Genomic DNA, 18,052 nt, shown 5'->3' on the forward strand with positions numbered 1-18,052 from the left:
CAACGGCTCTACGCTTCCTGCTCGGGTGGAGGCATTACCGCGCGGTCGAACTTGGCGAAGACCATCCGCCCGGCGTTGGTCTGCAGGACGCTCGTTACCTGGGCGGTGACCATCTCGCCGAGATGTTGGCGGCCGTTTTCGATGACGACCATCGTGCCGTCCTCGAGGTAGCCGACCCCCTGGTGGGTCTCTTCGCCCGGCTTCATGACACGGACCGTGACCTCTTCACCCGGCAAGAAGATCGGCTTGAGGGCGTTGGCCAACTCGTTGAGGTTCACGACGCCGACGTTCTGGACCTTCGCCACCTTGTTGAGGTTGAAGTCGTTCGTGACGACCTTGCCGTCGAGGTGCTTGGCGAGCAGCACGAGCTTCTGGTCGACCGGCTGCCCCTCAAACTCGGGCAGTTCGCGGTCGAAGATCATCAGATCGATCTGCTTGTCGCCCCGCATGCGGTTGAGCACGTCGAGGCCGCGACGGCCACGGTTGCGGCGCAGCTTGTCGCTGCTGTCGGCGATCGTCTGCAGCTCGGCGATAACGAACTGCGGCATGATCAGCTGCGACTCGAGGATCCGCGTCTCGACGACGTCGGCGATCCGGCCGTCGATGATGACGCTCGTGTCGAGCACCAGCGGCGTGTTCCCCTTCGCCTTGCGCTGGAACTCGACGTAGGGGATGATGAAGCGGAAGTCGTCCTTCGTCTGCAGCAGCACGCTGATGCACGTGTAACAGACGACCGTCGCCATCGCGAGGCGGATCCAGTCGGCCAGGTCCGCCAGCTCGCGCGACTGCGGCAACAGCGGCGTCAGGGCCAGCTGGAAGACGTACGTCAGGAACAGACCGATGATCATGCCGAAGTAGACGGCCGTGATCACGTCGATCCGCTTGCGTCGCACGAGGGCGTCGGCGTAGATCACGCCACCCGCGAAGACCATCACGCCGACGAAGCTCATCCAGCCCAGCAGGGGCGATTCGCTAACGACAAAGTCGGACCGCGCAAGCTGGTACCCGAGCGCCGAGGCGACCATCAGGAAGACGAGCCTGAGGATGATCAGCGCCATCGGCGATTCGTATGGAAGTCGGAAGGGGGACCGGACAGACGGAAACCCTAGTCTATCGGCCCGGAGTCCCCTAGCCAGCAGTTCCGCGCCCCACGGGGCCCGGCAAGGGGGCCGTCGTCACCCGGCCCGCCCCACGACCGCCCCAAACCGCACGACCGGACCGCGTCAGCCGCGGGCGAGCCGCGCCGAGTCAAGCACGGCCCGGTCGGTGAGGGTCGCCACGTAGTCGCCGGCGGCTCGGCGGAGCGACTCCTCGGCGGCGACCGTGGTGAACGCCGGCGGCAGCTCCTCGGGCGTTTCGAGGCAGCGCTCAAAACAGCCCCGCAGCGCCTCGCCCGCCTCGTCGCGGTGCCGCAGCACCGACGGGTGCCGGTAGACCGCCCGGAACAGGTAGCCCTCGAGCTCGAGTTTCTGTTCCGCCACTCCGCTCGAATGCCGAGCGATGACCCCCGCCGAGCGGACCGCCGCGACCGAGGCGATCCCCTGCTCGGCGATCGCGGCGGTGACGACGGCGAAGAGGTCGCTCACTTGGCGGTCGATCAACTCGTGGACCGTCGCCCGCCGGAGATCGCCGTCCGCCAGCGCCGCGTACCGCGAACGGACCCGGTCGGCCGACTCGCGCCAGAGCGATATCGTCTCGAGTTCGTCGAGCGTCACGAGGCCAATCTCGAGCGCGTCGTCGGCGTCGTGCGAGTCGTAGGCGATGCTATCGGCCGCGTCGACCACCTGTACCTCTAGCAGTGGCGCACGGAGGTCGGTCGGCTCGGGCGTCAATTGCTCGACGGTGCGGGCCGGCTTGGCGGCGCGGCGGCGCTGGCCGTCGAGGACCTCGGCGCTGAGGTTCAGCCCCGGCCGGTCGGGGTAACGCCGCTCGAGCCGCGTGAAGAGCCGCACCGCTTGGGCGTTGTGGTTGAAGCCCCCCTCGTCCCGCAGCAGCTCGTCGAGCACCGCCTCGCCCGCGTGGCCGAACGGCGGGTGCCCGACGTCGTGCGCGAGCGCCAGCGCCTCGACGAGGTCCTCGTTGATCGCGAGCGCCCGGGCGACCGTCCGCGCTACCGAAGCCACCTCGAGCGTGTGCGTGAGCCGCGAGCGGTGGTAGTCCCCCCGGCCATCGCCCAGCTCGCGGGTGAAGACCTGCGTCTTGTGCGACAGCCGGCGGTAGGCCGAGCTGTGCGTGATGCGGTCGCGGTCGCGTTGGTACGGCGAGCGGTACGGGTGGTCCTGCTCCGCGACGGCGCGCCCCGCCGAGTCGGTCGCGTGCATCGCGTAGGGCGCGAGCAGCAGGCGTTCTCGCTCGGCGTAGTGCATCAATCGGCTGAAAGCTTGGAGGGGGCTTGGAACGGATCTACCGCAGGGCGTCGCGTACGAGCTCCCACGCCGCGTCGAGCGACTGGGGGATCACCCGCACGCCGGCGAGGGTCGGCATGAAGTTGTGGTCGCCCGGCCAGCGCGGCACCAGATGCCAGTGCAGATGCCCCGGGACGCCGGCGCCGGCGACGCCGCCCAGGTTCAGCCCGATGTTGAAACCCTGCGCGCCGATCCGCTGGGTCAGCGTGGTTGATAACCGCGTCAGCACACGCATCGCGGCGAGGTGCTCTTCGTCGGAGAGTTCCGCGAGCGTCGCGACATGCCGCCGCGGGCTGACCAGCACGTGGCAGTTGCTGTAGGGGTAACGATTGAGCACCGTCACGACGTGCTCGTCCCGCGCCGCGACCAGCAGCCGCTGGTCGGCGTCGGCCTCGGCGTAAGTCGCAGCGGCCAGGCAGAGGAAGCAGCGGTGGTCGGCTTGCGGAACCCAATCGCTAGGCGTCGGCGGTGGGTCGGCCGACTCGGTCCCCTTGATGTACCCCAACCGCCATGGCGCCCACAGGCGCTCGTCGTCGTTCATACGGGCCTTCCCTGTCGAAATCTGGTGGGACGTCCCCGCCCCCGAGGCCGCTAATTTACCCGATCGACCGCCGGCGTGGGGGGAACCTGAGCTAAGCGCTACGGCGGCGAAGGGGTAGACTGGGGTCATGAACTCTTCGACCCTGCCGACCCTGTTTGCCATCTTCGTCGCGGGCCCGCTAGCGGCGTTCTCGCAGGAAGCGCCCGCGAACCCCGTCGAGGGCGACCGGGCGATGGGCTACCTCCGCGCGATCTGCGACATCGGCCCGCGCGTGAGTGGCAGCCCCGGGATGCTGGCGCAGCAGAAGTTGATCACCGAACACTTCGCCGGCCTTGGCGTCGAGGTCGAGGAGCAGCGGTTCCGGGCGCCGCACCCCCAGAATCGGGCGAAACGGGTGCCGATGGTCAATCTCGTCGTCCGCTGGCGCCCCGAGGCGACCCGCCGCGTGCTGCTGTGTGGCCACTACGACACCCGCCCCTTCGCCGACCAAGACCCCGACCCCCAAGCGCGCCGCACCGGGACCTTCGTCGGCGCTAACGACGGCGGCAGCGGCACGGCGCTGCTGATGGAGCTCGGCCATCTCATGAAGGACCAGTTCGACGACGCGACGGACGACCCCGACTTTGGCGTCGATTTCGCCTTCTTCGACGCCGAGGAGTTCGTCTTCGACGACCGCGACACCTACTTCCTCGGCAGCCAGTGGTTCGGGACGCAGTACGCCAAACGGGGCCCATTGCCGGCAGTCGATGGCGGCAAGCCCCGCGAGTGGTCGTACGAGGCGGCCGTCCTCTTCGACATGGTCGCCGACAAGGACCTGCAGATTTACTGGGAGGGGCACAGCTTCGCCTCGCGCCAATCGCGCCCGATCGCCCGCGAGGTGTGGGACGTCGCCGAGCGTCTGGGCGTCGAGGAGTTCGTCCCGCAGGTGAGGCACACCGTCCTCGACGACCACCTCGCGCTACGGAAGTACGGCGGCATCCGGGCGATCGACCTGATCGACTTCGACTATCCCTACTGGCACACGCTCGGCGACACGCCCGACAAATGCTCGGGCGCGTCGATGGCGAAGGTCGGCTGGGTGACCTGGGAGTGGCTGCTCGAGCGTTCAAAAGATCGCTCACTGTAGGAGGGGTCTCTGACCCCGATTCCGCGATCCATGCCGAGACGGTGTGGTCCACCGAATCGGGGTCGGAGACCCCTCCTACAATGATCCCCTCTCCTACCGCTTCTTGGCGTCTTGGCGGTTCCCCCGGGCCGGTCAACAATCGGACGCCTATTACCGAATCCAACCACCGCACCGGAGTTACGCCACGATGGCCGATGTGAAGATCACCGTCCGCAAGAATGGATCGCTGAAAGTCGAAGGGCCGATCGAGCTCTACGACGCCGACGGCGGGCGTTTCCCGCTGGACGAAAGCAAGCCGGCGATCGCCCTGTGCCGCTGCGGCGCGTCGAAGAACGCCCCGTTCTGTGACGGCGCCCACAACGCGTGCAGCTTCGATTCGGAGGTGAAGGCCCCCGCCTCGTGAGGCGGTCGACGGCCTCTCGACAACCTTCCGACGCGTTCTCCACCGCCGCCGAAGAAAGTTTTCCACGCCCCGTCCGCCCCGCGGACGGGGCGTTTTGCTTGCGCCGGCGAGAATCGGCGCGGGTCGCTCCGGTCGTAGGGCGCCGCTGTCGGTGGCGGGCCGCGATTGGGGACTTTCGACGCGTGGCTGCGGGGGCGGCGGCGGATAGAATCCGTCCCCCACACCGACCGCCGCGTTGAGAACGCCGCCGAGAAACCGCTCGCGGCGCCCCTCAACCGAATCCCGACCGAGCCCCCCGACGCCGATGCCCGCTCCCAGCGACACGCCCCCCACGGAAGAATCCTTCGAGCACGCGATGGCGTCGCAAGTCGTCGGCGACGAGCCCAACGTCGAGGCCGAGCTGTCGGCCAAGGCGATCGAGTCATCGACCCCCTTCGTTGGCCAGTGGAACCAGCTGGTCAGCACGACCAACTGGGATAAAGGCCAGATCATCACCGCTTGGCGCGAAGCGCTTCGCAAGTCGGGCGCCCACGTCACCGAGTACTCCGACGAGGCGTGGACCCGGCTCGTCGGCAACGTCACCAGCCAGCACGTCGGCCGACTCCGTCGGGCGCACGAGCGGTTCGGCGCGGTCCGCGAGCAGTACGCCGGGCTCTACTGGAGCCACTTCCAGGCGGCCCTCGATTGGGAAGACGCCGAGATGTGGCTCGAGGGCGCCATCAGCAACAAGTGGAGCGTCTCGCAGATGCGGGCCGGCCGCTGGGAAGCGACCGGTGGCGGCCCCGAGGGCCCGAGCGACGGCCGGGTGATCGAGACCCAGCTCGACGAAGACGCCTACCAGTCGCTGTCGTCCCGCGAAACGGAAACGACCGACGGCGCGAAGCCCGCCGCGAGCGGCGACGGCGACGCGACCGCCGCCTCGACCGCCCGGGAAAGCTCCCCCCAGCACGACGACGATTCGGAGGCCCCGTTCGATGTCCCCGGCGAGTCGGCCGGCGAGCGGGCCCCGCGGGTCCGGCCTTTCGCCGACCTGGCCGCCCTGCCGGACGACGTGGCCGACGCCTTCGAGCAGTTCAAGCTGGTGATCCTCAGCCACAAGCTCTCGGGCTGGGACGCGATCTCCCGCGACGACCTGCTCGGGGCGCTCGAGTCGCTCAAGGCGCTCGCGCTCGCCCCGTCGGACGACCAATAACGCCGGCGGTTGGCGTCCCCTCGGGGGGCCCGACTGTGCTACTCTCTGCGGGCGCGTCTTGCGTATGAGCCCGTCACATGAAGGAAGAGCGATGGTCACCGTCGGAATGAACTATGTCGTCCTGCCCGGCAAGCAGGGTGAGTTCGAGGAGAAGTTCGCCGCCGTCCTCGGCGCCCTCGACGCCGCGGACGGGCACACCAGCTCGACGCTGTGGCGGGACGTGGTGAACGACGCCTCGTACCTGATCACCAGCGAGTGGAACGACGAGGACGCCTTCAAGGCGTTCATCACCAGCGACGCCTTCCGTAGCGTCACCAGCTGGGGCAAGGCCGAGATCCTCGCCGGCCGGCCGTCGCACAAGGTCTACAAGCACTAATGCCTCGGGGTGTGCCGTGGGCGCTAGCCGCGGGGGAATCACCCGTGGGGCAACCCGCGGCTAGCGCCGACGGCTCATCGCTGGTCTAACCACCGAGCGACCTGAGATAAGCCATCGCGTCGCCGATCTCTCCGACGGGGTCCTTCGTGTCGTTGCGTTCGATCGTGATCGGGCCGCGGTAGCCGTGCTCTTCGAGGACCGCTAGCAGCGCCGGGAAGTCGGCCTCGCCGCGGCCGAGTTGGACCTCGGTCGCCCGGCCGCCCGCGATCGACGCCTCGCGGACCGCATCGACGGCGTGGACGTGGAGCGTGTCGGGGCCGAGGCGGGTCGCCGCCTCGACCGGCTCGACGCCGCCGCCAATTAACAGCGCCGGGTGCAACGCCACGCCCACGGCGCCGTCGCCGACGCGGTCGAGCAGCTTCCGTTGGGCCGCCACCGGGGCGCCCGAGGCGAACGCAAACCGCGCCCCAACGCGCTCGCCGTGGGCACCGAGCAATTGGAGCGACTGGACGAGCGTGTCGGACAACGGGGCGTCGTCTTCGTCGGGGAGTTCCCCGGCCCGGCCGATGACGACGCCGGCGCCGAGCTTGTAGGCGAACGCCATCGCTTCGCGGGTCGCCATAACGCGGCGTTCGAGGTCTTCAGGCTCGTCGAACCCACGCCGGGTCGGGAAGGACGCCGCCAGCACCCGCAGCCCCAGATCATTCAACAGCTTGCGGAACTGCCGCAGCGCGGTCTGTGAGAAGTCGGCGATCGATAGCTCGGTCCGGAGGTCGATCTCGACCCCGACGGCGCCAAGCTCGGCCGCGGTGGCGAGGGCTCGCCGCAACGGTTGGCGGAGGGAGCGGGTCTGAACGCCGATTGACGGGGTTAGCACGGTCGTATCGCAGGGGGGAGTCGGTCGTCCGTGGGCGGCATCCCGCCGGTGGGGTCAGCGCACCGTACAGTTGCGGTGGCCTGGGCGACAAGCGCTCACGCCTCGAACCTGCCCAAAAACCATCGTTGCGTTTATGCGATCGCCGTTGCTCCGCCTGCGCCTCACCCCCACCGTCCTGATGTCGGTGCTGATCGGCGGCGCGACGGTCCCGGCCCAATTGGCCCCCGCCCAATCGACCCACAACCGATCGGCAAAGACCCCGTCGGCCAAGCCCCTGATGGCCCACTCGCAACCGGTCCAGTCGCCGGTGCCGGGCGATGATAATTCGGACTTGGTGCGGGTGTTTGACTGCCCGTTCAACGACGACTGGGACATCAACTACGACGCCTGGCCCGACCGTTGGCAACGGGTCACTGATGACGCGCACCCGCCGTACGCCAGCATCAAGATTGGGCCCACCGAGGACGCAGCCGTCCCGGGCCGCGCGCTGGTGATCCGGGCCGACGGGGCGTCGGCCACGGCGATCAGCCCGCCGATCCACGTGATGCCGAAGTTCAGCTACAAGCTCCGTTTCAACGTCCGGGTGAGCGGAGCGGAGCATGGCGCGGCGCGGGTCCGGATGGTTTTCCACAACGACCGCGACGAGCCCCGCCAGGTCGAGCAATCGATGCCGCTCACTTCGGACGGGACGTGGCGCGAAGTCGATCTGGGCGACTTCCGGCCGATCGACGAAGACATCGACCGGGTCTATCTCCACTTCGACTACGAACGGGGCGACCGGGGAGACCTTGAGGCAGAGATCGCGATCGCCGACCTGCGCCTCTACCGGCTGCCGAGCATCCGAATCCAGACCGACAGCCGTTACAACGTCTACACGAATGTGAAGGACGTGAAGGTGACCTGCAGCCTGTCGGGCATCTTGGAGCAGAACCCCGAGGTCCGCTTCGAGCTGCTCGACGCCACCAACAAATCGATCGGCGACGGCGGATCGCTCCAAATCGACGGCGAGATCATCGCCGAGTCGCGGACGCTGGCGTCCGACATCGTCGATGGATTTGGCAGCGACAAGTCGAGCTACGAAGGCCACACAACCTGGCATCCGCCGATCCCCACGTGGGGCTTCTACCGCGTCAAGGTGGGCATGTACCGGGCCGACACCGACGTGCCGATCGGCGAAGCGCGGTCGATCACCCTGGCGGTCGTGCGCGAGAAACTGGAAGAGAGCGAGCAGGGTGAGTTCGGCTGGTCGCTACCGCTAGCCGACGAGCCGCTGCCGTTCAATGTCTTGCAAGAGCTGTTGCCGCTGGCCGGCGTGCGGATGCTGAAAATCCCCGTCTGGTTCGAGCCCGGCGACGAACAACGGGGCGAGGCCATCATGCGGTTCGCCGAGCAATTGGCGGCGCGCGGCATCGAGACGATCGGCATTCTCGAGGACCCGTCCTTGCGGGCCATCGACCCCCGCAGCCACGAAGAGCCGCCGCCGATCGAGGGACTGTTGTCGTCGGACCCGTCGTACTGGACGCCGCTTATCGACCACATCATCACGCGGCTGTCGCTGCGGATCCGCTGGTGGCAGCTAGGGCACGACAACGACACGAGCTTCGTCGGCTACGACCGACTTGTCGAACAGATCGGCGCGATCCGCAACCAGATCTTCCGTTTCGGCCAGGACATCCGGATGGGGATCGGTTGGCGCTGGGACCACGCCCGCACCTGGGACGGGCCCTACACCTGGGACTTCGAGCAGATGTCCGGGCGCGAGGCGATGAACGCCGAGGGGCTCGAAGCGGCGTTCCAGGCGGCGCCCCCTTCGCCGGCGCAACGGTGGGTCGTCGTCGCCCCGCCGGAAGTCAACAACACGATCCCCGAGGGCGCCAATCCCGACGACCCCAACGACCCCTTGCTGCGCGCCGCCATGGTCAACCGTCACCTCGAACGCGTCCGCGATTTCGTTAAGCAGATCTTGGTGGCCAAGATGAACGGCGCCAACGGCATTTTTGTCAGCAATCCCTTCTCGGGCTCGGCCAAAGTGGCGGACGGCCAGACGGGCGTCATGAACGCCGACGGCACGCCCGGCGAACTCCTGCTGCCGTGGCGGACCTGCGCCCGGCTCTTGGGGGGCGCCAAGTACCTCGGCTCGATCCGGTTGCCGAACGCCAGCTCCAATTGGCTCTTCCGCCGCCCCGACGGGCGGGTGGTCATGGTCCTCTGGAACCTTGAATCGGAAATCGAGCACGCCAACGACGCACCGATCGAAGAGACGCTCTACCTCGGTGACAGCATCCAGACGATCGACGTCTGGGGAACGGCCGCGAAGCCGGAGTTGCGCGAGGGGCGACACGTCATCCGCGTCGGTCAGATGCCCCGCTTCGTGCTCGGCCTCGACGAGGGGATCGCCCGCTGGCGGATGGAGATGGAGTTTGCGTCGAACGCCGTGCCGAGCGTTTTCGGCCTGCGGCAAGACAACGCCCTGTTGCTCCACAACACCTTCAAGCAAGGCATCGGCGGATCGGTCCGCATCTTTATCCCGGCCCGCGGCGTCGGGAACGAAGCGCTTTCGACCACCCCGTCCGCCGAGTGGGATGTCTCCATGGACGAGGCCCAATTCAACCTGGGGGCGGACGAGTCGACCCGGGCGACCATGGGCATCAAGCTCGAGGAAGCCACCTTCGGCCCCCAGGTCGTGCGCTGCGACTTCGAAATCACCGCCGACCGGGACTATCGATTCAGCGTGTGGCGCGAGCTGACCGTCGGGTTGGAGAACATTTCTCTCGAGGTCACCTCGTTCATCACGCCCGAGGGCGCGCTGGTGATCGAGCAGCGGATGAGCAACAGCTCGGGCGTCCCCGCCGACTTCAAGTGCACCCTCCAAGCCGACAACCGCCGGCCGAAACGGACGCAGGTCTTCCAACTCGACAAAGAGGTCGATAAGAAGCGCTTCACTTACCTCAACTCGGAGGCGCTGATCGGGACCGTCATGCGGCTGAAGATCGTCGAGGCGGACGGCGAGCGCTCGCTGATCCACCGCTTCCGCGTCGAGCCCAAGGTGCTCGACGATTCGGACGAAGCGGCCCTCGCCGGGGCGCTGTGACGGGGGACAGCTCGCGGATTAGCGTCGGCGGGCGTGTCGGCTACCATAACGGGTCGCCCTCGCACCCACGGTGACGCCCCTATGCCGACCATCGCCGACGCCTGTCGTTTGCTCGAAGCGATCGCTCCCCTCGCTCTCGCCGAGGAGTGGGACAACGTTGGCTTGCTGGTCGGCGACCCCACCGCGCCGCTCCGCCGCGTGCTGACGTGCCTGACGCTGACGCCCGACGTCGTCGACGAGGCGATCGCCGCCGGGGCGAGCCTCGTCGTCACCCACCACCCGCTGCCCTTCCGGGGGGTGAAGACCCTCACCACATCGACGATCGATGGCGGCTCGTTGTGGCGGCTCGCCGCAGCGGGGGTCGCCGTCTACAGCCCCCACACGGCCTACGACTCCGCCGCCGGGGGGGTCAACCAGCAGTGGGCTGACCGGCTCGGGCTCACCGAGACCCGGCCGCTGGCGCCCCCGCCCGCCGCGAACGGTGGCGGCCTTGAGAACGCCGGCGTTGGCCGCGTCGGCCGCTGGCCGGAAGCGGGCCGGTTGGACGCGCTCGTCGCCGCGGTGAAGCGCCTCACGAACCAAGACGCCCTCCGCGTCGTAATGAGTCGCGATGGCCGGTGCGAACGGGTCGCCATCGCCTGCGGCAGCGGCGGATCGCTGCTCGAGTTGGCGCTGGGGGCGGATTGCGACGTCTTTCTCACCGGCGAGATGAGTTTCCACGACTGCCTGCGTTGCCGTTCGCTCGGCGTCGGCGTGGTCCTCACGGGCCACTACGCTAGCGAGCGGTTCGCCGTCGAAACGCTCGCCAGGCGTCTCGCAGCCAGCCTCGACGGCGTCCCGGTGGCCGCGAGCGAGGCGGAAACCGACCCGTTAACGCCGATTTGAAGCGACTCCAACGCCTGAAACCGGCCGTTTCAGCAAAACTTTGGCGTCCACCGGGTGGCTGCCTAAACTGCTCTGACCTTCCGGCCTCCCGCTGGACGATCAAGAACCCGCCGACTCACCCCGCCCTCCCGCCCCCCTCTCGCTTGCCGAGGCCTGACGTGCGTCCCTGCCGAATGCTGACCGCCCTGCCGGTCTACAACGAACAGGCCCACCTCGAGCGGGTGCTCGACCAGGTCGTCTCGCAGGCCGACGACGTGCTGGTGGTTGACGACGGTTCGACCGACGACACCGCCAAACTGCTGGCGCAGCGCGACGACATCCGGGTGATCACGCACTACCCGAACCGCGGCTACGGCGCCGCGTTGCGGACCGCGTTCTGCTACGCCAAGACGCACGACTACGACGTGCTCGTGACGATCGACTGCGACGGACAGCACGAGCCCCAGCGGATCCGCGAACTGGCGGCCCGCTGCGCCGGCGACATCGACATCGTCTCGGGCAGCCGCTATCTGAGCGCTTCGGAGTCGGGCGGGCTCGCCGCGCCCGAAGACCGCAAGGCGATCAACCAAACGATCACCGGCGAGATCAACCAGCGTCTCGGCCTGTCGCTGACCGACGCCTTCTGCGGCTTCAAGGCGTACCGCGTCGCGGCCCTCTCGCCGCTGCAGCTCCGGGAAGACGGGTACGCGATGCCGCTCGAGCTGTGGGTGCAGGCCGCGCACCATGGGCTCAAGATCGAAGAGGCGGCGGTGCCGCTGATCTACCTCGACGAGAAGCGCTCCTTCGGCGGCGAACTCGACGACGCCGAGCGCCGCCTGCGGCACTATCGCGACGTGATCGACCGCGCCCTGGCGCGGGTGAACGTCCGGCATCCGGCCGCCGATGTCGATCCGTGCGCCGGCTTGGTGGCGTCGGGCGTCGCGGTCCCGACGGCAGGCTGATATGCCGGGGGCCGACATGCCGGCGAAAGCGACCTACGCCCGGTACCGCGCCCCGGCCGACAACAACGCTGCGCTGGTCGATCCCGACTGGCGCGTTCTGCTGGCCCGGCTCCGCGAACCGGCGACCCGTGCCGACCTGACGATCGGCGGCGTCCCCCTCGCCCGGCTGGCGAGCGAAGCGCGTCGCGATCTGCTGGCGGCGGCTCACGGCGACGCCGCTGGCCCACTCATTCTGTCCGGTCACCAGCCCGAGCTGTTCCACCCAGGCGTTTGGTTCAAGAACTTCGCGCTGGCGTCGCTAGCGGGGGCGTCGGGCGGTGTCGGCGTCCATCTGGTGATCGACACCGACCTCTGCCGGGCGACCTCGATCCGCGTCCCCACTGGCTCGATCGCCGCGCCGCGTTGGGAGGCGGTTCCCTACGACCGGCCCGGCGCGCCGATGGCTTACGAAGAACGCCGCGTGCTCGATCGGTCGGTCTTCGACTCGTTCGCGACGCGCGTCGCGTCCACGATCGAACCTTTTGTCGGTAGGCCGCTTGTCACGTCGGTCTGGCCGCACGCCCGCGCGGCGATCGACGCGGGGGGCCTCCTCGCCGACGGCCTCTCCGCGGCGCGCCACGCGGCCGAGCCGTCTTTCGATTGTCCGACGCTCGAACTTCCGTTCAGCACCGTCTGTGACAGCGCTGGTTTCCGCCGGCTCCTCGCCGAGATCCTCCTCCACGCGGACAAAGTCGCCGACGCCTACAACGGCGCGCTGGCCGAGTACCGCGCCGCTCACGGCCTGAAGAACGCCGCCCAGCCGCTGCCCGACTTGGCGACCGACGATGCGTGGCGAGAGGCTCCGCTATGGGTCTGGTCGATCGATCATCCGGCTCGGCGTCCGCTGTTCGTCCGACGCGACGGCGAGCGCGTCGAACTCTCCGACCACGCCGGCTGGGTCACGGCGGGACCGGCCGACGCCGATGGTGTGGTCGCTTGGCTCGGTGAGCTCCGCGGGCAAGGAATCAAGATCCGCAGCCGGGCACTGGTGACGACGCTTTACTGCCGGCTGGTGCTGGCGGACCTCTTCCTCCACGGCATCGGCGGCGCTAAGTACGACCAGGTGACCGACCGCTTCGCCGAGCGCTGGTTGGGCGTCCGGCCGCCGGCGCACGCGACTCTCTCCGCGACGCTCCGTCTACCGATCGAGCACGACTCGCCCACCGAGGCGGACCGACGCGCGGCGCTCCGCCGGCTGCGCGACCTGCGGTATCACCCGGAGAAATTCGCCCCCAACAGCGACGCGGCGGCGGTCAAGCAACGCTGGGTCGCCACGGCCAAGACGCCCGCCAACGCCGCCGAGCGCCACGAAGCCATCACACAGGCGAACGAAGCGATGGCCGCGTCGCTCACCGACGAACGAGTCGCCAGCGAAGAGCGCCTCAAGCAGATCGAGCACGGGCTAAGGGCCGCGGCGGTGCTCGACTCGCGCGAGCACTCGTTTTGTCTCTTCCCCGCCGACGACATTAAAGAGCGTCTACAAAGGCTCACTGCAATCGAATGACCGGGCTCGCCTCTTCACCCCGCTTCGTAGTTACACCAGCGGCGGTGCGCTGCGCGGAGCAGCAACGCGGCGATCACTCCGTAGACCAACGCTGCCGCGAGCAGTGGTCCGACGCCGTACGACTCGTGGAGCGACCACAGCCAAACGCCGAGGCCGATCATCGCCATCATGGGGACGTAGAGGATCGTCATTCTCGCCATCGCGTTGAATTTGCTAGCCAGCAAAGCGCTGAAAGAACAGAGCAGTAGGTTACAAGCCGCGACGTACGAAACCAACATGACGAGGTTGGCGGGCGTCACGTACTTCGGCAGGTAAACCGAGTAAAGGACGATCACGAAGGTCGCGAGACCAGCAGCGAAGAACAACGCGTCACGCAGCCATTCGGTCAACAACGTGCTGTAGTACCGGCCGCGCGTCACGGGTCGCAGCAGTTCGGTCTCGATGAGCGGCTTCTTCGGTTCGATCAGCGTCGACATGAGAATGGTTGGCATGAAGCAAGCCATTAAAGGTGCCTGCCTTATCATCTGCGGGTCGATCCACTCGGCCATACCCACCCACATGACGCCGAACATCGCGCAACCCAGCAGAGCTCGAGTTTCAGTCGATTGAGGGCCGTTTCCTAGCCGCATCAGCTCGACGAACCGGAGAGGTCGCGGACGGGCGAGAGTTCGGTCGATGCGCGGGTCCAGAAGCCACGCGATCCAATAGGGGTGTTTCTGAATCGCCCTGGCAGCGATCTTGCGTTGCTCGGCACGCTCGCTGCGGCTTGGCCGATGGAACGCCGCGCCGATTGGGGGGATCAGGTAGTCGGATCGTTCTTCGTGCATTGCATGGACGTGACGCAACCATCGTGCAAAGCCCCACCAGCCCGCAATCAGGATTGCCAAACGGAGTGGCCAGCCGTTGACCGCCGGGTCGAACCAGAACCGGGCCACGAGCGGCTCCGGGAGTGAAAACAGGATCGCTACCGCCGGCAGGGCGGCGAGGCGGTGGTGATGGGCCCAGTAGGTTAACGTCGCAATACTGATTGCCAGCGTCATCGCTCCGAGCGGCGATAAACCGTAGCCGACTGCGGTCACGAGGGGGACGACGCCAAGGACTAACAACGTCAACATCACTACCACAGCAAGGTGCGGCGTACGGTACGTCGGCATGACGCGCGCCGCCGGCGTGACGAACTGCGACTTGATGTGCAAACCGAGCAGGGCGGCAAAGACGATCGGCGCGACGCTTAACCAGATCGGCACGAGCACTATTTCTTCCGGGTCAAATGGCTCGTCATTGCGAGGAGCTACCACCAAGGTCAGCAGCAAGACGAGGCCGGCTATCCCAAGAAACCACCACCACATCGGCCGCGTTGTGTAGGTCGACCACGCCGCGGCTAAGCGACGTGGCAAGGGCGTCACGCTCGGGCTATTCATCGTGCATCTCCACAAAGATCTCTTCGAGGTTGAGATCGACTACCGCCACATCGACGTTGTTTTCTGCGGCGAGCCGCGCCGGCAGGTCGGGCGTGAAGTCGGTGACGGTCGCCTCGGCAAGCACGCCTTCCACCGTGGTGTGAATCGCCCCGGGGATGTCGATTCCCGTAGGCAGCGCGCCGTTGCGGCTGGTGAGGCGGATCCGTTTGACCCGCTCCTTCAGGGCGTCGGACTCCCCCTCGAACGCGATCGCGCCGTCTTTCAACAACGCCAGCCGGCTGGCGATCCGCTCGAGGTCGCTGGTGATGTGCGTGCTAAAGAGCACCGTCCGGGGACGGGCGGATTCCCCAACACGGCCGCCAGCGTCATCACCATCGCCGGTGATCTCGATCAAAATCCGCAGGAACTCGCGGCGGGCCGACGGGTCGAGGCTCGCCACCGGCTCGTCGAGCACCAGCAGCTCGGGCTCGTGACCGAGGGCGAGCACCAAGCCGAGCGTCTGTAGTTGGCCCACCGACAGCACCCCCGCCCGCTGCTCCAGCGGCAGGTTCCAGCGTCGGCAGAGGTCGTCGGCGAGCCGTTGGTTCCACGTCGGGTAGAACGCCCCCGTGTAGGCGATCACTTGGCGGACCCGCATCCACGGGTAGGTCACCACCTCCTGAGGCACGTAGCCGAGCCGCCCCTTCGCCGCCGCCGACAGACTCCAAGCGTCCTCGCCAAAGACGAACGCCTCGCCGGCGGTTGGCTTCAGCAAACCCAATAGGCACTTGATGAGCGTGCTCTTGCCCGAGCCGTTCTTGCCCAGCAGGCCGAGCACCGTCCCCGGTTCGACCGTGAGGTCGACCCCCTTCAGCACAGCGTCGCCGTCGAACGCCTTGATGAGCGATCGGGCTTCCAGCGGAGTGGTCATGGTCGGTAGCCCTTGAGAAGACGTTCCACTACTTGGCGGACTTGGTCCGCCGACAAACCAAGCTGCGCCGCCCGGGCGAGGGCCGGTTCGAGCAGCGCTTCGAGTTGCGTCTTACGCTGCGTGACGGAGCCTTCGCCCTCGGTGAGCCGCCGGACCCGCATGCCGCGTCCACGGACGCGCTCGACAAGGCCCTCCGCCTCAAGCTTTGAATAAGCTTTGCTGACGGTCATCGGGTTCACTTCGGCCGAACGGGCGACTTCACGCACGCTCGGCAGCAGATCGCCCGGCGCGAGCCGCCCGCCGGCGATCAACGCACCGGCCTGGTCGACGATCTGCTGATAGATCGGCACACCGGACTGCGGCTGGATGTCGAAGTGGCGGGGCGAACTCATGTGTATCACTACAGCAATACACCAGGGGCGTGTCAAGGCTTTTCTTGCTGTCGCTTTTCGGTGTGGGCCTTCTGAGAGGCTGCCCGAGGCTAGCGCCTGCGGCTCAAGTACGCCCCCTACATGAGCCGCAGGCGCTAGCCTCGGGCAGCGTCACGAGAGAGTTGGCCAACCGACCGGCGCGACGTCACTCGGCGTCGCGGGTGCGGACCTCGATCACCTCGGCGTCGATCACCTGGTCCGCGCGGCGCTCGGGCGGCGGATTGCCTGCCGACCAGGTGTAGACCGCCCCGCCCGGTCCGCTGCGCCGTTGCAGGTTGCGGCGGAACGCGGCGCGGAGCAGCGGCTTCAGCACGCTCCGCAGCGGCGGTATCAAGAGCGCGAACCCAAAGGCGTCGGTCAGCACACCCGGCGTGACGAGCAACGCGCCGGCGAGCAAGATCATCGCGCCATCGACCAACGCGTCGGCCGGGGCCTTGCCCGCCGACATCTCTTGGGTGATGCGCGACAACGTCGCCAGCCCTTGGCTCCGCGCCAGCGAGGCGCCGATGACGCCGGTGCTGAGCGCGATCAGCAGCGTCGGAAACCAGCCGATCGTCTGGAAGAGCGTCACCAGCAGGTAGATCTCCGCCATCGGCAGGAGGGTGAACAGCAGGAGCAGCGTTAGGAGCACGGCGGATCGACCCGGCAAATCGGGTTAGAAAAAGGTTGACGAAGACGGTGTATGCGCGTACACATACCTTAAGTGGACGGTAGGCATCATCCTCCGCGGAGGCTCTCCCATGCTATCGACTTCGGCGAACGAGGGTTCAACACCACGTGGCGACCTGCCGTCGGCGCCGGCGCCAGCATCGTCCTTCGCGGGGCGTGGATCGGCGTTCCGCCCCGCGAATCCCCACACGCCGGTCGATCGCGAGGCCGACTGGGAGCACGTCGCCCACGACGCCGAATTCTTGGCGTCGCAGGGACTCGTCGATCCGAGCAGTTCGCCCCAAGCGGCCGCCCGCCTGCGGACGACGGTCGAGACCGACGCGTCCCGCTCGATCGTCAATCACAACGACAGCCCGGACCTCCCCTTTCGTTGGAGCTTGAATCCCTACCGCGGGTGCGAGCACGGCTGCAGCTACTGCTACGCCCGGCCGACGCACGAGTTCCTGGGGCTCGACGCGGGGCTCGGGTTCGAGTCGCGGATCATCGCCAAGACCGACGCCCCCGAGCTGCTGCGGAAGTGGCTCGCCCGGCCGTCGTGGCGACCCGAGCCGATCGTCTTCTCCGGCGTGACCGATTGCTACCAGCCGGTCGAGCGGCGTTTGGAGATCACCCGCCGATGCCTCGCGGTGGCGGCCGAGTGCCGGCAGCCGGTCGGCCTGGTCACGAAGAACGCGTTGGTGACGCGTGACCTCGACTTGCTCGGCGAGCTCGCCAAACACCGGGCGGCCGTGGTGGCGGTGTCGCTGACGACGCTCGACGAGAAGCTGGCCCGGCGCATGGAGCCGCGCACCAGCACGCCCACCGCTCGGCTTGAGGCGATCGCCGAGCTTGCGGCCGCCGGCGTACCGACGCACGCGATGATCGCCCCCGTTATCCCGGGGCTCAACGACCACGAGATCCCCGACCTGCTCGCGGCGGCGCGCGACGCGGGCGTGCACTCCGCCAGCTACACGCTGCTGCGGCTCGCGGGGTCGGTGCGCGACGTCTTTGTCGAGTGGCTGCGCCGTTGTGAGCCGAACCGCGCCCCCAAAGTCGAGGCCCTGATTGGCGGCGTCCGCGGCGGGCGTTGGAACGATCCTCGGTTCGGCGCGCGGATGACCGGCGTCGGGGCCTACGCGGGCCAGATCTCGCGGACGTTCCGTGTCTTCGCCCACCGCGAAGGGCTGCAGCTGGCGCCGGAACCGCTCAGCGGCGAGGCTTTTCGACCGCCGGCCGCCGAGCGACAGCTCGCTCTCTTCTGA

General features: G+C 67.8%; 17 protein-coding genes. 9 read left to right on the forward strand and 8 right to left on the reverse strand.

The features are described 5' to 3' along the window. Positions 1-8 precede the first annotated feature (8 nt). The 3 genes from Pla108_RS07135 to Pla108_RS07145 form a co-directional block, all read right to left on the reverse strand. Positions 9-1,058, reverse strand: coding sequence for a PIN/TRAM domain-containing protein (locus tag Pla108_RS07135; RefSeq protein WP_146444172.1), 1,050 nt, complete (start codon positions 1,056-1,058; stop codon positions 9-11). 165 nt (positions 1,059-1,223) lie between these two features. Then, entirely contained in the window at positions 1,224-2,366 is a 1,143-nt protein-coding gene (dgt, locus tag Pla108_RS07140) for a dGTP triphosphohydrolase (protein WP_197526316.1), read from the reverse strand. A gap of 37 nt (positions 2,367-2,403) precedes the next feature. Then, the gene (locus Pla108_RS07145) at positions 2,404-2,946 is read right to left on the reverse strand and encodes an HIT domain-containing protein (RefSeq protein ID WP_146444174.1); all 543 of its coding nucleotides are present in this window, start codon (positions 2,944-2,946) and stop codon (positions 2,404-2,406) included. 127 nt (positions 2,947-3,073) lie between these two features. Between Pla108_RS07145 and Pla108_RS07150 the strand changes: the two genes are divergently transcribed. From Pla108_RS07150 to Pla108_RS07165, 4 genes are all read left to right on the forward strand, one after another. Beyond that, positions 3,074-4,072: a M28 family peptidase gene (locus tag Pla108_RS07150; RefSeq protein ID WP_146444175.1), complete on the forward strand. Its 999-nt coding sequence runs from the start codon at positions 3,074-3,076 to the stop codon at positions 4,070-4,072. Between the two features lie 43 nt (positions 4,073-4,115). Beyond that, the gene (locus tag Pla108_RS21245) at positions 4,116-4,475 is read left to right on the forward strand and encodes a CDGSH iron-sulfur domain-containing protein (RefSeq protein ID WP_231934323.1); all 360 of its coding nucleotides are present in this window, start codon (positions 4,116-4,118) and stop codon (positions 4,473-4,475) included. A 304-nt stretch (positions 4,476-4,779) separates the two neighbouring features. Continuing rightward, a complete protein-coding gene (locus Pla108_RS07160) occupies positions 4,780-5,667 on the forward strand; it encodes a hypothetical protein (RefSeq protein ID WP_146444176.1) in 888 nt (295 codons plus the stop codon). Positions 5,668-5,758: 91 nt separating this feature from the next. Further along, positions 5,759-6,043: an antibiotic biosynthesis monooxygenase family protein gene (locus Pla108_RS07165; RefSeq protein ID WP_146444177.1), complete on the forward strand. Its 285-nt coding sequence runs from the start codon at positions 5,759-5,761 to the stop codon at positions 6,041-6,043. 85 nt (positions 6,044-6,128) lie between these two features. Here the strand turns inward: Pla108_RS07165 and Pla108_RS07170 are convergent, their stop codons facing one another. Then, a complete protein-coding gene (locus Pla108_RS07170) occupies positions 6,129-6,920 on the reverse strand; it encodes a sugar phosphate isomerase/epimerase family protein (RefSeq protein WP_146444178.1) in 792 nt (263 codons plus the stop codon). Between the two features lie 133 nt (positions 6,921-7,053). Here Pla108_RS07170 and Pla108_RS07175 point away from each other — a divergent pair, with 133 nt between their 5' ends. From Pla108_RS07175 to Pla108_RS07190, 4 genes are all read left to right on the forward strand, one after another. Further along, positions 7,054-10,011, forward strand: a complete 2,958-nt coding sequence (locus tag Pla108_RS07175) for a hypothetical protein (protein WP_146444179.1) — start codon at positions 7,054-7,056, stop codon at positions 10,009-10,011. Positions 10,012-10,092: 81 nt separating this feature from the next. Continuing rightward, entirely contained in the window at positions 10,093-10,896 is an 804-nt protein-coding gene (locus Pla108_RS07180; RefSeq protein WP_146444180.1) for a Nif3-like dinuclear metal center hexameric protein, read from the forward strand. 158 nt (positions 10,897-11,054) lie between these two features. Then, entirely contained in the window at positions 11,055-11,837 is a 783-nt protein-coding gene (locus Pla108_RS07185; protein ID WP_197526317.1) for a glycosyltransferase family 2 protein, read from the forward strand. Position 11,838: 1 nt separating this feature from the next. After that, positions 11,839-13,380 carry a hypothetical protein gene (locus Pla108_RS07190; protein WP_146444181.1) on the forward strand — a complete coding sequence of 514 codons (1,542 nt, stop codon included), beginning with the start codon at positions 11,839-11,841 and terminating at the stop codon, positions 13,378-13,380. Positions 13,381-13,394: 14 nt separating this feature from the next. Here the strand turns inward: Pla108_RS07190 and Pla108_RS07195 are convergent, their stop codons facing one another. The 4 genes from Pla108_RS07195 to Pla108_RS07210 form a co-directional block, all read right to left on the reverse strand. Beyond that, positions 13,395-14,801, reverse strand: coding sequence for a hypothetical protein (locus Pla108_RS07195; protein ID WP_146444182.1), 1,407 nt, complete (start codon positions 14,799-14,801; stop codon positions 13,395-13,397). Further along, positions 14,794-15,711: an ABC transporter ATP-binding protein gene (locus Pla108_RS07200; RefSeq protein WP_146444183.1), complete on the reverse strand. Its 918-nt coding sequence runs from the start codon at positions 15,709-15,711 to the stop codon at positions 14,794-14,796. Before Pla108_RS07200 ends, Pla108_RS07195 begins: the two co-directional genes overlap by 8 nt. Beyond that, a complete protein-coding gene (locus Pla108_RS07205) occupies positions 15,708-16,103 on the reverse strand; it encodes a GntR family transcriptional regulator (RefSeq protein WP_146444184.1) in 396 nt (131 codons plus the stop codon). The genes Pla108_RS07200 and Pla108_RS07205 overlap by 4 nt, the downstream gene beginning before the upstream one ends. 184 nt (positions 16,104-16,287) lie before the next feature. Next, entirely contained in the window at positions 16,288-16,773 is a 486-nt protein-coding gene (locus Pla108_RS07210) for an FxsA family protein (RefSeq protein WP_197526318.1), read from the reverse strand. Positions 16,774-16,882: 109 nt separating this feature from the next. Between Pla108_RS07210 and Pla108_RS07215 the strand changes: the two genes are divergently transcribed. Beyond that, on the forward strand, positions 16,883-18,052 hold the full coding sequence (locus Pla108_RS07215; RefSeq protein ID WP_146444186.1) for a PA0069 family radical SAM protein: 1,170 nt from the start codon (positions 16,883-16,885) through the stop codon (positions 18,050-18,052).

The sequence above is a fragment of the Botrimarina colliarenosi genome (assembly GCF_007859955.1).
Taxonomy (GTDB): Bacteria; Planctomycetota; Planctomycetia; order Pirellulales; family Lacipirellulaceae; genus Botrimarina; species Botrimarina colliarenosi.

What these genes read in the sequence shown, in the direction of transcription:
- Pla108_RS07135 (WP_146444172.1), bottom strand. Translation starts at nt 1,058, where the DNA reads ATGGCGCTGATCATCCTCAGGCTCGTCTTCCTGATGGTCGCCTCGGCG.
- dgt (WP_197526316.1), bottom strand. Translation starts at nt 2,366, where the DNA reads ATGCACTACGCCGAGCGAGAACGCCTGCTGCTCGCGCCCTACGCGATG.
- Pla108_RS07145 (WP_146444174.1), bottom strand. Translation starts at nt 2,946, where the DNA reads ATGAACGACGACGAGCGCCTGTGGGCGCCATGGCGGTTGGGGTACATC.
- Pla108_RS07150 (WP_146444175.1), top strand. Translation starts at nt 3,074, where the DNA reads ATGAACTCTTCGACCCTGCCGACCCTGTTTGCCATCTTCGTCGCGGGC.
- Pla108_RS07160 (WP_146444176.1), top strand. Translation starts at nt 4,780, where the DNA reads ATGCCCGCTCCCAGCGACACGCCCCCCACGGAAGAATCCTTCGAGCAC.
- Pla108_RS07165 (WP_146444177.1), top strand. Translation starts at nt 5,759, where the DNA reads ATGGTCACCGTCGGAATGAACTATGTCGTCCTGCCCGGCAAGCAGGGT.
- Pla108_RS07175 (WP_146444179.1), top strand. Translation starts at nt 7,054, where the DNA reads ATGCGATCGCCGTTGCTCCGCCTGCGCCTCACCCCCACCGTCCTGATG.
- Pla108_RS07180 (WP_146444180.1), top strand. Translation starts at nt 10,093, where the DNA reads ATGCCGACCATCGCCGACGCCTGTCGTTTGCTCGAAGCGATCGCTCCC.
- Pla108_RS07190 (WP_146444181.1), top strand. Translation starts at nt 11,839, where the DNA reads ATGCCGGGGGCCGACATGCCGGCGAAAGCGACCTACGCCCGGTACCGC.
- Pla108_RS07195 (WP_146444182.1), bottom strand. Translation starts at nt 14,801, where the DNA reads ATGAATAGCCCGAGCGTGACGCCCTTGCCACGTCGCTTAGCCGCGGCG.
- Pla108_RS07200 (WP_146444183.1), bottom strand. Translation starts at nt 15,711, where the DNA reads ATGACCACTCCGCTGGAAGCCCGATCGCTCATCAAGGCGTTCGACGGC.
- Pla108_RS07205 (WP_146444184.1), bottom strand. Translation starts at nt 16,103, where the DNA reads ATGAGTTCGCCCCGCCACTTCGACATCCAGCCGCAGTCCGGTGTGCCG.
- Pla108_RS07215 (WP_146444186.1), top strand. Translation starts at nt 16,883, where the DNA reads ATGCTATCGACTTCGGCGAACGAGGGTTCAACACCACGTGGCGACCTG.